The sequence below is a fragment of the Gluconacetobacter azotocaptans genome, from assembly GCF_014174355.1.
Classification (GTDB): Bacteria; Pseudomonadota; Alphaproteobacteria; order Acetobacterales; family Acetobacteraceae; genus Gluconacetobacter; species Gluconacetobacter azotocaptans.
The window spans coordinates 425,050-438,743 of the sequence record NZ_JABEQF010000001.1 but is presented as its reverse complement, the minus strand read 5'-3'; the positions used below and the strand labels follow the sequence as shown (position 1 = coordinate 438,743).

Here is a 13,694-nt window from a genome sequence, read left to right as displayed (position 1 = left end):
GGGCCGGAAAGTGCGGGAAAACCGGCATTTTCTGTCCGCGACCTTTCCCATGCGGGCCGTGGAAATCCACAGCAGCCCGTGGTCATGTTGGTAGCGTCGAAAGAAACGATACCAACAGCAGGTGACAGCCGATGCCGCTGGCCCACACGAACTAACCGGAACTATCGCGGGCCACGGAACGCAGACTTGGCGCCGCGCACGGCCGGCGCACAGAATCGGCACCGATAGCATCCTACGACCTGGAACTGGGCCGCCTTCAGGTGGTGGGCGCAACATGTAATATTTCGGCTGGATTTCGTTCCGTTGGCCCCCGCTCATCGTCGTCCAGGAACCAGTCATAAGCGACACGACACGCCGTGATAAGGCACGGCCCGGTATTCGCCCGAGCGAGGAATGAATTCCGGATACGGAAATAGGCGCTGTTATGGTGATGCTTGCATTGATGGTACGCCGCGAATCCATCGGGCATTGGCGCGGATTACGTCGATCCTCGCCAATTCGTCAAATATTCATGCGATTCGTTGGCCGAGGGGGAAAAGCATGAGATCGCACACGATAAGGGCGAACTGACTGCTATCCGGTTCGCCGAAACCAGCAAGAACTGCTCCGCGCGCCCGCTCATGCCTGATCCATTTCAGGAGATGGGTGATCAGGACCGCCATGCGCCTGCCGCTCGCACTATTCGCTGTTGTCCACGTCTTCGAGCTCATCCGCGATATGTTCGAGATCCAGCTGGTCCCACCGCTTGCGCCAGACGCGCCACGGCAGCTGCGCCGGTCCGCAAGGATGTCAGGCCGCAACGAGGTTGACACAAACGGATATTTCGAAATAAAATTTTTATTTATTTTTCCGCGCAGTTACGAGCACACAGGTTGAAAATTCCCATCGCCGGATATTTCCCTTGCTTCCCGCGCTGGACGACCGACGGTTTCATTTCCCGAGCAGCTTTTTATCGCCCCCCCTGCCCGACGTCCGCGGGGAGCGGATGCGGGGCCACGCGTCCGCCGGCCCCTTCTGACGATCCGTGAGGGTCCGAGCTGTGACGAAAGGGAATAGACGGGCTTCCACTTAACCGCTTTTCGATCCCGCCAGACCTTTTCGCCCCGTCTTGATCGCGTTACATCCTGTGTCATCACCGCATCTGGAAATACATCCCTTCATGCTGAACCGTTCCACGTCTGGGTACAGTGCCGACAATCCGGAAGAGCCCATCGCCATTATCGGCGCTTCCTGTCGACTGCCCGGCGCGACGGATCTTGCCGGTCTTTGGCAACTTCTGGACGAAGAACGCGAAAGCGTACGACCGATCCCCGAAAACCGCTTTCCATTGCGGGATTTCTGGCACCCGCGTCGCGGCGAGCCCGGGAAGTTCTATGCGACGCACGCCGCGACACTGGACAATGTCGAACAGTTCGACGCTGCGTTCTTCGGCATTTCGGCGCGCGAAGCCCGGCAGATCGACCCGCAGCAGCGCCTGCTGCTGGAACTAGCCTGGGAAGCCCTGGAAGACGCGGGGACGACGCCCGAGGCGATCGCCACGGCAGGCGTCTATATCGGTGCCTCGGGCCTGGAATATGCCAACCAGCGCCTGACCGACCCGTCGTCGTCGGACGCCTATTTCATGCCGGGCAACACGCTGAGCATTTTCGCCAATCGTGTTTCCCACGCTCTTGGCCTGCGTGGGCCAAGCATGACGATCGACACCGCCTGTTCGTCGTCCCTGTTCGCCCTGCATACCGCGTGCGAGGATCTACGGGCCGGTCGTACGGACCTGGCCATGGTCGGCGGTGTCAGCATGCTGCTGTCGCCCTATCCGTTCATCGGCTTCTGCGCCGCGGGAATGCTGTCCCCGACCGGCCGGTGCCATTCGTTCAGCGCCGATGCCGACGGCTATGTGCGGGGCGAGGGCGGCGTCATGCTGCTGCTCAAGCCCCTGTCGGCGGCCCGACGTGACGGGGACGATATCCGCGCGGTCATTCTCGGCACCGCGGTCAACGCCGACGGGCGTACGCCAGGCCTGACCTTCCCCGGCGCCAAGGCCCAGACCGCCCTGCTGCGCGAAGTCTATGACCGGGCGGGCATATCGCCCGATCAGCTCGCCTTCGTCGAAGCGCACGGCACCGGCACCCCGGCCGGCGACCCCGTGGAAACGACGGCGCTGGGCACTGCCCTGGGCCAGCCGAGAAACACCCCGCTGCCGATCGGTTCGGTAAAGACGAATGTCGGGCATCTCGAGCCCGCGTCGGGACTGGTCAGCCTTCTGAAGGCAATGCTGGCCTTGCAGAAGCGGCGCCTGCCGCCCTCGCTGCATTGCGACAACCCCAATCCCGCCATCCCGTTCGCGGCACTCAACCTGGATGTCGTGACGAAGGCCCTGCCGCTCGGCGAAGGCCCGCTGATCGCCGGCATCAACAATTTCGGTTTCGGCGGCGCCAACGCCCACGCGATCCTGGCCAGCGCCCCGATCGCGCCGACCCAAAATCGCCCGCCCGCGCCTGCGTCCGACGACAGATTGCCGCTGCTGCTGTCCGCCCGGTCCGAAGCGGGATTGCGCAGCCTGGCACGGATCTGGTCCACGACGCCCTGGACCGACACCGATCTGCGCGGCATGGCGACCCGCCGTGCGCACCTGGCCTATCGTCTGGGCGTGCCCGCCGGGGATGCGGCGGACATGCGCGCGGCATTGGCCGCCTGGGTCGACGCGCGCGCCCATCCCGATGTCGTGACCGGGCAGGCCCTTGCCCAAGGGCGCACGGTCTTCGTCTTTTCCGGCAACGGCACCCAGTTTTCAGGAATGGGGCAGGATCTGCTGGACATCAGCCCGGCCTTCGCCGCCGGCATCGCCGAGGCGGATGCGGCGCTGCGTCCGCATCTCGGCTGGTCGGTGCTGGAGGCGATGCGCTCGGGCGACTGGTCGGCCAAACCGGCGGACATCGCACAGCCCATGCTGTTCGCCTTCCAGATCGGCGTCCTGCGCGGTCTCGCCCAACAGGGCATGCGGGCGGACATCGCGATCGGCCATAGCGTCGGCGAAATCGCGGCGGCCTTCTATGTCGGCATGCTGGATCTGGCCGAGGCCGCGCGCATCGTCGTGCTGCGCAGCCGTCATCAGGCGACGGCGCCCGGCGGCGGCATGGCCGCGCTGCATGGCGATGTCGACGAGGCGACGCGCCTGATGGAACAGGCCGCCCCCGGCCTGGAAATCGCGGCCTACAACGCGCCGAACGCCCTGGCGGCCGCGGGGGATGTCGAGGCTCTTGACCTGCTGGAGGCCGCGAATACCGGCACGTCGCTGCAGATCCACCGGCTGAAGGTCGGCTATGCCTACCACAGCAGCAAGATGGACGCGATTGCCGCCCCGCTGATCCAGGATCTTGGCCCCATCGCCGCACGCCTGCCGGACCGGGCGCTGATCTCGACCGTGACGGGCCAGCCGGTCACGACCCTGTTCGACGCCGAATATTGGTGGCGCAATGTGCGCGCCCCTGTCCTGTTCGCCGAAGGCGTGCGCCAGGCGGCCACCCTGGGGGGCGCCATCTTCATCGAGATCGGCCCGCGCCCGGTCCTGCAACATTATCTGCGCGACATCCTGCGGGACGGCGACGTGCAGTCCCGGGTCATGCCGGCGGTGCCGGCCAAGATCACCACCGATCCCTTCCCCCGCGCCGCCCTGGCCTGCTTTGCTGCCGGCGGCGATATCCTGTCGGCGTCCTGTTTCGTCGGCCCGGCCCATGTCAGGGGCCTGCCCGGCGTCCAGTGGCAACGCGAACGCTACTGGTTTGCCCCGACCGACGACGCTGCCGTCGTCCTGTGGGACCAGCAGAATACCCATCCCCTTCTGGGTGCGCGCGGCAAGACGGACCCGAACGAGTGGATCGCGCATCTGGACAGTGCGGTGCAGCCCTGGCTTGCCGATCACATGGTCGGCGACACCATCGTCCTGGCCGCGGCCTGCATGATCGAATTCGCCTTCACCGCCGCACGGGCGGCGTGGCCCGCGGCGCAGGTGCTGGAACTGCGCGACTTCCAGATCATGCGTCCAGTCATCATCGACCCGGCGCACCTGCGGGAAATCCGGGTCCGGCTTGCGGCGGACGGCACCATCACCATCGACAGCCGCCCCAGGCTGGCCCAGGCGGTCTGGACCCGCCATGCGACCACGCGGGCCGGCGTGTCCCCCGTTTCCCCGGTGGCGCTGCCGCCGGCCACCGCCGATTCCGTACTTGCGGGGGATGCACTCTACGCAACGGCGCGCGCCGCCGGACTGGCCTACGGGCCGGCCTTCCAGCGTGTCGGCGCAACCGCCATGGCCGTGGACCGGGTGGACGTGACGTTGACCGGCCAGTCCCCCATCACCGGCCTGACGCTTGATCCGACCGCGCTGGACGGCACCTTCCAGGCGCTGGTCGGCCTGGCTGTCAATCATGCCGGGCCGCAATCCGCCGATGCGCCGCTGCCGCGAAAATTCGGAACCATCCGCCTGGACATGACGGCGGACGCGCCCGTGCGTGGACAGGCCGCCGTCACCACCTCAGGCCCCCGCGAAACCGAAGCTGACATCGTCATGCTGGATGCCGCCGGCCGCGCGGTGCTTTCAGCCACCGCCTGCTGGTTCACCCGCATGCCGGGCGAGCGCCCCACCCCGGTAGCCGAACGCAGCTTCCATGAAATCTGGCTGCCGTCGCCCATCGCGCCCGCGCCCTTGTCCGACGATCGCTTCCTTGCCCTGCGCCCGACCCTGGAAACACCGGCGGGCGATGCGGATGACAGGGATGCCGGTCTTCTGGCCCAGGCCTTCCTGGCCACGTGCAGCGCGACAGAGACGCTACCCGTTGACGGCCCCACCGAAGCACCCGACCTCGCGCGCGTCTGGCAGACCCTGTTCCTCGACCTTCCGCAATGGCTGCCGGCGGCCCTGCTGCTCGCCTGGGTGGGGGAGCAGAGCGGCGTGGCGGGCACCATCCGACCCGACGCAGCGGCAGGCGACGATGCCTTTCCCGACGTCGCCTTCCGGCAATTGCTGTCCGGCCGCGCCGTCGAACTGGCCGCCGCGCAGATCGCCGACGCCATTGCGGCCTATACGCGTGACTGGCCGCAGGACCGCCCGGTGCGCGTGCTGGAACTGCATGCCGACCGGGGCACCCTGACCCGCCAGCTGGCCCCGCTCCTGACGGGCCTGCCGACGCGCCTCGACTATACGGTCCTGGAACCCAACCGCGAACGCCAGGCCCGGCTGCGCCCGACGTTGCTGGCTCATTTGCCTGGCATCGTCCTGGCCGAAACCGTGCCGGCCGGCGCGTATGATGTCCTGGTCGCCTACACGCCCGGCCTGCATGGCGTCGTGCCGGCGGCCATCCTGGCCCAGGCCGACCGGCTGGCCCCAGGCGGTCTGATTCTGGTGGCCGAGGCAGCCGAAGACAGCAGCTGGACCACGCTGCGCGGCCTGTCCGCCGACCCGCTCACCACGATCGCCGCCTGGCGCGAACTGCCGCATCGCCTGCGCGCGGTGGCCGAGAGCACGCCCAGCCAGGCGCCGTTCCCGCTCGCCCTGCTGGCGGCGGTCGCGGCCGAGGCCGAAGACCCGTTGTCCACGGCCGACGCCGCGCCGGCGCTGGCGCCGATGCGCCTGTCGTACGCGCCCCAGGATGAAATCGCGGACGATGAAACCGCCCTGGCCGCCCGGGCGATGCTGGCCCTGGCCCATGACGCCCGACAGGCGGCCGAGGCCGGTGAATGCCTGGCGGTGATTACCCGGGATGCCGGCAGCACCCCCCACGAGGCCGCGCGCGTGGCCCTTGCCCGGACAATCGCCAACGAATTTCCCTCCCTGCGCTGCCGCCGGATCGACCTGTCCTCCGCCATGACGGAAGCCGGGATCGAAGACGCCCTGCGCGCGGAAGGCGCGGCCGCGGACGACGAACGCGAAGTGCGCTGGACGCCCGACGGACGTCTGGTCCGCCGCCTGCGCGAGGGCCTGCCCGATCGCGCCGCCACCCCGGCGTCCGATCCTGTCCGGCTGATCCAGCCGGTTCCGGGGCCGCTGGACCGCCTGTGCTGGGTGCCGCAGGCCCGGACCGAACCCGGCCCGCGCGACGTCGTCATCGATGTCAGGGCCAGCGGGCTGAATTATCGCGACGTGCTGTCGGCCATCGGCATGCTGCCCGACGAATTGCTGCTGGACGGCTTTGCGGGCGCGACGCTGGGCATGGAATGCACCGGCGTGGTCGAGGCCGTAGGGGCCGAGGTCACCGATCTTGCGCCCGGCGACCGCGTCATGGCGCTGTCCGCCGCCGCCCATGCCAGCTGCGTAGTGACCGACCGGCGCAGCGTCCTGCCCCTGCCGGACTGGCTGTCCTTTTCGGCAGGCGCCACGGTCCCGGTCGCCTATCTGACGGTGCTGTACGCGCTTGAAACCGTGGGGTCGCTGCGCGCCGGCGAAACGGTCCTGATCCACGGGGCTGCGGGCGGCGTCGGCCTGGCCGCCATTCAATATGCCAGCCATGTCGGGGCACGGATCATCGCCACCGCCGGTTCCCCCGCCAAGCGCGCGGCATTGCGCCGGCTGGGGATCGAGACCGTGCTTGACAGCCGGTCGCTGCGGTTCGGCGCGGACGTTCTGGATGTCACGGGCGGACAGGGGGTGGATGCGGTCCTCAACGCCCTGAGCGGCGACGCCATGGAACGCAGTCTCGAACTGCTGCGGCCGTTCGGTCGCTTCCTGGAACTGGGCAAGCGCGACTTCCTGGCCAACACCCGGGTCGGCATCGGCCCACTGCGGCAGAACGTCAGCTATCATGCGATCGACGTCGACGCGCTGGTGCGGCATCGTCCGGAACTGGTCGGCACCCTGACGCAGCGCCTGCATGCCCTGCTCGAAGAAGGCGCGCTGGGCCCGCTGCCGCATACCAGCTTTCCCGCCGCCGCCGCGACCGATGCGTTCGCCCTCATGCGGACCTCGGCCCATGTCGGCAAGATCGTGCTGACGATGGGCCCGGTGCATGTGCCGTCCGATCTGGAGGTCCCGGCCGACCGGACCGTTCTGGTGACCGGCGGGACCGGCGGTTTCGGCGCGCGCGCCGCACTGTGGCTCGTGTCCCGGGGGGCGCGCCATCTGGTGCTGGTCAGCCGGCGCGGCCCCGAGGCCGACGGCGTCGCGGCCCTGCGCGCCACGCTGCTGGATGCCGGCGCGCTGACCGTCGAAGTCCGGGCCTGCGACGTCACCGACCCGACCGGACTTGCCGCCCTGATCGGTGACATCCGGGCCACCATGCCGCCCCTCGGCGGTATCGTGCATGCCGCCGTCAGCGTGGCGGACGGGCTGGTCTCGACCCTGTCCGAGGAGCAGGTCACGGCCTCGGTCCAGGCCAAGCTGGGCGGCGCGCTCGCGCTGGACCGGCTGACGCGCGATGACCCTCTTTCGCTCTTCCTGGTCTTCTCGTCGGCCACGATCACCCTTGGCGCGCCGGGCCAGGGCGCCTACGTCGCCGCCAATGCGGCGGTCGAGGCGCTGATCCAGCGGCGACGCGACGCGGGCCTGCCCGGCTGCGCCGTTCGCTGGGGGCCGATCGCCGACGCCGGATTCCTGGAACGCAACGCCGCGGCGCGCGAGGCGCTGGATCGCCGGCTGGGCGCGCAATCCATGCGGGCCATGGCGGCGCTGGACGCCCTGCCCGATCTTCTGGTCTCGTCCGATCCCTGTCCGGTCCTGGCCGACATGGACTGGCAGGCCACCGGCAACATGCTGCCCATTCTGGACGAACCCCTGTTCGGCGCCGTGGCGCGCCGGCGCGACGAAGACAGCGACACCGGCGACCTGATGAGCCTGCTGGCCACGGCAACCGAGGAGCGGCGGCGGGAAATCGTCGCCGACGTGATCCTGGGCGAGCTGACCCGCATCATGCAGGCCGACCGCGAGGCCCTGCCCCTGGACCAGCCGCTGGCCGAACTGGGGATGGATTCGCTGACGGCGGTCGAACTGGCTCTGGGGCTGGAACGCCGGCTCGGTGTCTCGCTTCCCGGCTTCGCATGGCAGGAGATGACCGTCGGGCGCGTCGCACGCCAGGTCGCCGCCCTGCTGGGCAATGGCGGACAGGACGCCACCGCACCGGCCGAGGCCGTCCTGACCCGCCATCTGTCCGACGAGGAGCGGCAGACCGTGTCCGTATCGCCCGAACTTGCCCCTCAGAACGAGGAAGACCTGATACCAGTCGACGAAGGCAAATGACGTAGCCGGCAGGACAGGTCGGGCTTTGCCCGAACCCACCAGGGCCTCAGGCCCTGGACCCCGATTATTGATAGACAGATCGGTTTCCAAAGGCCGGTGGCCTTTGGCGGGTTTCAGGGCAGGGCCTGAGCCGCGCCGCCGAAGAGACATTCATAACGCGGATTGGTATGACCACATGACGGGACCGAAATTCGGCCGACGCCTTGGCGAACGCATCAAGCTGCTGGCCAGCCTGTCGGGCGCGGCACCTGCCGAAACCAGCACACGCGGCTGGACGCTGCCCGGCGTGGAAGACATGGAAATCATGGCGCAGCGCGCGGCGGCGCTTGGCGTGGTCGATCCGTTCTTTCGCCAGCACGACGGGCTCGCCGGGGCCACGACCTCGATCAACGGCCGCAGCTATATCAATTTCTCGTCCTACGACTATCTGGGCCTGAATGGCGATCCCCGGGTCACCGCCCGGGTCGAGGACGCGCTCCGCCGCTACGGCACGACGGTTTCGGCCAGCCGCATGGTGTCGGGCGAGCGTCCCTTCCACCGGGAACTGGAAGGCGCTCTGGCCGAATGGCACGGCGCCGAGGATTGCGTCGTGATGGTGTCGGGCCATGCGACCAACGTGACGACGCTGGCGCAGCTCATGCGGCCGGGGGATCTGATCGTCCACGACGCACTGGCCCATAACAGCCTGATCCAGGGCGCCATCCTGTCCGGCGCCCGCCGCGTCGCCTTCGCCCATAACGACGTGGCCGCCGCCCGCGAGCAGTTATGGATGCATCGCAAGGCGCACAAGCGCGCGTTGCTGGTGCTGGAAGGCCATTACAGCATGGATGGCGACATCCCCGACCTCGCGGCCTTCGTCGCCCTGGCCCGGGAATTCGACTGCATGTCGCTGGTGGACGAAGCCCATTCGACCGGCGTGCTGGGCGCCAGCGGACGCGGCATTGCCGAACATGCCGGCATCGCACCGGATTCGGTCGATCTCTGGATGGGGACCCTCAGCAAAAGCCTGATTTCCTGCGGCGGGTACATCGCCGGACGCGCGGACGTCATCACCTACCTGAAGCGCACGGCCGCCGGATTCGTCTATTCCGTCGGGCTGCCGCCGACCGGCGCCGCCGCATCCCTGGCCGCACTGGACATCCTGCGCGAGGAGCCGTGGCGCATCGCCCGCCTGCGCGAAAATTCCGCCCATCTTCTGCGCCTTTTCCAGGATGCGGGGTTCGACACCGGCAGTTCCGCCGGCTACGGCATCGTGCCGCTGGTCACCGGCAGCTCCCTTGTTGCCGCCCGCCTCTCCCAGGCCGTGTTCGAACGCGGCGTCAACGTCCAGCCGATCATCCATCCCGCGGTGCCGGAACGGGCGGCGCGCCTGCGCTTCTTCGTCAGCGCGTCGCACACGCCCGATCAGATCGAGGCGACCGCCACGTTGCTCGGAGAAGAACTGCGGGCCTTGTCGGAATAGGCAGACAGAATCCGCCGAACCGACCCCTCCACCGCCAGCGCCCGCCCTTCGGGGGTGAAGAAATCGCCCTCGACCAGTACCTCCTGGACCAGCATGCGGCAGAACGCATCCAGCAGTTCGGCATCCGGCGCGCAGGCTTCGCGCCAGTACCGACCCAACGGGCCCAGGAAGGTCAGTCCTTCGACCTCATAGATGGCCTGCCCCAGAATTTTGACGGGCTTGTTCTGCCGCAAGGCCTGCAGCCCGACGGTGCTGTTCACCGTCACGACTCCGGCACAGGCGTCCAGGACAGGTTCCAGCGGCCCGTCGGCCATGAAATAAACCCGGCCTGCGACGCCCAGCGCGTGCGCGCGTCGGCGGATCAACCCCTCCCAATCGGTCAGGCGGGGGTCGAGCGGATGACGCCGCACGACCAGAGACAGCGTATCCGGGGCATGGGCGGCAAAAGAGGCAAGAATACGCTCCAGCGCATGGCCCATGCTGTGGAACGGGGAATGGACCCGCAGCTGGTAGTCCCCCTCCATCTGCATCGGCACCAGCATGAAGGGACCGCTGGGCAGGACTGCGGCTTGCGGCTTATGCACCAGACGTCCGGCCCAGTCGCGCAGCCAGCCCGCATATTCCACGAACGGATCAATGGCGGCATGAAACCGCGCGTGGGGGAAAAACGGGGTCAGAGCCAGACGCAGGGCGTGATAGGAAACGTCGTAGACGGCGCGCCGCAGGAAATCCGCATGCGGATCGTACCGCCGGGCAGGCCATGGTACTATGCCGCGCGCCCGGATGACGGCGGGGTCACGCGGTAATGCCGAAAATCCGTTGACACCATGCGGTTCCAGCGTGATCCAGCCGGGCCGCAGATATCCTTCCTCGAACACCCATATGCCGATATTCCGCGCACGGGCGATTTCGGTCGCCGCCCGATGGACCGGACGGCAATCGCCGAACAGAATGATCGCATCCGGTCGCTCGCGCGCCACGATGTTCTCGAGGAACGCCGGCAACGCTTTCTGGCGTCCGTGAAACCGGATCGCGTCCGATGAAAAGACGAAGTCCCCGCCGTTGAAGGCGATGCGGCGGACATGATGGCCGGCAGCCTTGAGGGCCGAAGCCAGTTCGGAAAAGAAAGGCGTGGCATTTCCTTGCAACACCAGAAAACTCAGCAAACCGTCCCCGCTTCCATATCCATCAGACGAACGGAGCCACCCGCACGCACACCCCAAGACCAAAAACAATATCCACACCGGATATTTCCACCAATGTCCCATCAGGCTGGCACAGCGGCCCGCAGGATGCGCTGCTACGCGGCATGCGCGCGGTCCATCCCGTCGATCATCGCCAATCCGGCTGCCGCCTGCGTTGGCCAATCGGCAAATGCCGGCGGCGCCTCCCGCTGCCCGCGCGTATCGTGCTCGGTCAGATCCAGGATTTTACGCTCCCACCCTGGTCCATCCAGCGGGTCCAGATAACCGGGCAGATCTCCTGCGATTTCCCGGAAAACCGGCAGGTCGCTGCACAGACAGGGGATGCCCAAGGAAAGGGCCTCCAGCAGCGGAAGACCGAATCCTTCGGCGAACGAGGGAAACAGCAGGGCACGGGCATTACGGACCAGATCCGCGACAACCACGTCGGATGATGTCGCGTGCTCGTGCACGATGCCCTGAAGAGCGGGGCAGCGCTCCAGCATGTCGACTATATTTTCGTTTTCCCATCCGCGGCGCCCAATGATCACCAGATGCGGCAACCGGGCACGATCATGCCCTGTCGCCATATGCCGCCAGATGTTCAGCAGCAGCAGGTGATTCTTTCGCGGCTCGATCGTCCCCAGCACGACGAAATAAGGGGCGTCGGGCGCCAGGCCGCTGACAGGCACCGCGGCCGACGGGCTGACATGGCACCCATGATGCACCACGCCGATGGAGGGGCAGCGCCCGCTCGGCGCCAGATAGTGCCGCAGAGACTCCGCAACGGCCTGCGACGGTACGATGACGGCCTCAGCCAGGTGCCCAACCGTGTCCATGCGCTGCCGATGACGATCCGGCTCGGTCGGGCGGGCGTATTCGGGATATTCGATCGGGATCAGGTCGTGGACCATGACGGCCAGCCCGGCATTCGCCCGCCCCAGAAAGCGGGCGATCACGTCCCGCTGCATCAGATGGTGATGCGACAGCAGCAGATACAGCCGGCGCTGCATCGTATTGCCGACCGCCCCGACCGCCGCCGCCTGCAACAGCAGGCCAGCCATAAGCGAGGCCCCACGCCATGGCCGTTTCGCCTTCGTCCAGGCGCGCGTCAGCATCCGCAGGAAACAGTCTGTCAGACGCCGCGGCAAGATCCCGATCCGCCCCACGGGGTGATAGGCCACGAAGGTGACCCGTGCGGGAAAATACCGCGACAGATACAGCGCATATTCCAGTTCAACGCGGTCGATGCCGGTCGGCACCGCGCTGCCGGCGCGGGACAACAGGCGGGAAATATCCATCAGGACAGGACGAGACATCATGGGGTCAGACCGCCGCATGTCGTGACGCCCTCCTTTCGCGATGACGTCAGGGCCGCACGGTAGCGCGCGACGGCCTTGCGCAGGGCTGTCTGCAGAGACAATGCCCGCATCCACCAGGTCGGTCGCCATACATTGGCATCCTGCAGGCGGTCGATCAGGATTTCCGGGCTGCAGGGCAGCCGTGTCACAGGATCGAGATAGCGCGGAAACAGGATCAGAACTCCGGCGACAAGTTCTTCCACAGACAGCCGCCGGGTCCGTCGCGCGGGAACATCCCCCAGATCGACCGTCAGCCCCCATCCCGCATAGAACGGGACGCCATAGGTCACGACACCCCGTCCCCGCATCAGGGCCTCGAACCCCGCCAGCGAGGTCAGGGTATGAACTTCGTCAACCCGGGCAATCGTATCGGTGATGGCCCCGCCCCGATCGATTCGATCGGCGAACTGCAATACAACGGCATCTTCCACATGCCCCACCCTGTGGGTCGCCTCGACATCGGGATGTGGCCGATACAGGATGAAAGCGTCGGGATTAGCTGCCCGAACGGCCTGCAGCAGTTCCAGATTTCCCGAAATCCGCCCTCCCCCCCGGCGCACCGACTGATCGTCCGCGACTTGCCCGGGCACCAGAATGGTCCGCCGTCCCGCAGCCTCCCATGGCTCGTGGGGGGCAGATGTCCGACCCGGGCCATATTTGGAAATACCAAGCCGAACCAGCGCATCCATCAATTTTCCGGCGCGGGCGCGCAGTGCGGCATCGAATGAAGCCGTCGCCAGAATATGCTCCAGATCGCTTTCCTGCGCCGGGTCGTAATATATGCCACGCGTATCGACGGTAATTGACGAAGGCGGGGTCAATGCGCTGCCCAGACCGATGGAGCGGATGAAACCATCCTCGATCCGCCAGAGCGGAATCGCCGCCCGATTCGCCGTATCTTCCAGTCCCGACGGCTGCCGGGTCGCCCATACCGCCGCCGCGCCGCGCTGCCCGGCATCGATGTGCTGACGAAAGGGCGGATGACCCGGCGCCGTCGCCAGGAAATCGGCTATCCTGCGCCGCTTCCATCGCGACATTCCCAGACATGCGCCGATCTGACGATTGGCCATGATCGTCCGCCGCCAGTCGTCCAGCAGCGTGATCGCATCGGCGCACGCCATTGCCATGCCGGTGAACGGATCAGTGTACTCCGTTCGCACCGCGATTTCCGTCATGACGTCACGCACGCTCAACCCGCCTGGACGTACGCCCGACGCATCCAGCATCCTGACCGCAATACCGCGCAAAACGGCCAACCGGGCAAGATCGGTCGCCTCGGCGGCATAGACACAGGTTGCGTCGTCAAGAAGATGATGCGGGTCGCTCTCGGCCGCGACCACCGCAAGCCCGTACCGCCGGGCTTGCGCGGTCAATCCCCCCTGCCGTGGTCCGACGACGAGAACCACGTCCTCCGCCGCATGCGCGGCCAGGACATCCCGCATGACCCAACGCATCGGGCGGGAACC

At 67.2% G+C, this 13,694-nt stretch carries 5 protein-coding genes; 2 read left to right on the top strand and 3 right to left on the bottom strand.

Annotated features, from left to right (window positions below; translation table 11 throughout):
- Window positions 1-1,159: 1,159 nt before the first annotated feature.
- Window positions 1,160-8,224 carry a type I polyketide synthase gene (locus HLH34_RS01935; RefSeq protein WP_183117883.1) on the top strand — a complete coding sequence of 2,355 codons (7,065 nt, stop codon included), beginning with the start codon at window positions 1,160-1,162 and terminating at the stop codon, window positions 8,222-8,224.
- A gap of 175 nt (window positions 8,225-8,399) precedes the next feature.
- Window positions 8,400-9,686 carry an aminotransferase class I/II-fold pyridoxal phosphate-dependent enzyme gene (locus tag HLH34_RS01930; RefSeq protein WP_183117882.1) on the top strand — a complete coding sequence of 429 codons (1,287 nt, stop codon included), beginning with the start codon at window positions 8,400-8,402 and terminating at the stop codon, window positions 9,684-9,686.
- Here the strand turns inward: HLH34_RS01930 and HLH34_RS01925 are convergent.
- The 3 genes from HLH34_RS01925 to HLH34_RS01915 all read right to left on the bottom strand — a co-directional run bounded on the left by HLH34_RS01925 (window position 9,629) and on the right by HLH34_RS01915 (window position 13,670).
- The gene (locus tag HLH34_RS01925; RefSeq protein WP_244959550.1) at window positions 9,629-10,852 is read right to left on the bottom strand and encodes a capsule biosynthesis protein; all 1,224 of its coding nucleotides are present in this window, start codon (window positions 10,850-10,852) and stop codon (window positions 9,629-9,631) included. The two genes, HLH34_RS01930 and HLH34_RS01925, sit on opposite strands and share 58 nt — an antisense overlap.
- Window positions 10,853-10,986: 134 nt before the next feature.
- Entirely contained in the window at window positions 10,987-12,189 is a 1,203-nt protein-coding gene (locus HLH34_RS01920; RefSeq protein WP_183117881.1) for a glycosyltransferase family 4 protein, read from the bottom strand.
- Complete coding sequence (locus tag HLH34_RS01915; protein WP_244959549.1) at window positions 12,186-13,670, bottom strand: capsular polysaccharide export protein, LipB/KpsS family; 1,485 nt, start codon at window positions 13,668-13,670, stop codon at window positions 12,186-12,188. Before HLH34_RS01915 ends, HLH34_RS01920 begins: the two co-directional genes overlap by 4 nt.
- Window positions 13,671-13,694 lie beyond the last annotated feature (24 nt).

Coding starts and splice junctions, on each gene's coding strand:
- HLH34_RS01920 (WP_183117881.1), bottom strand. CDS start 12,189: ATGATGTCTCGTCCTGTCCTGATGGATATTTCCCGCCTGTTGTCCCGC.
- HLH34_RS01935 (WP_183117883.1), top strand. CDS start 1,160: ATGCTGAACCGTTCCACGTCTGGGTACAGTGCCGACAATCCGGAAGAG.
- HLH34_RS01915 (WP_244959549.1), bottom strand. CDS start 13,670: ATGCGGGATGTCCTGGCCGCGCATGCGGCGGAGGACGTGGTTCTCGTC.
- HLH34_RS01930 (WP_183117882.1), top strand. CDS start 8,400: ATGACGGGACCGAAATTCGGCCGACGCCTTGGCGAACGCATCAAGCTG.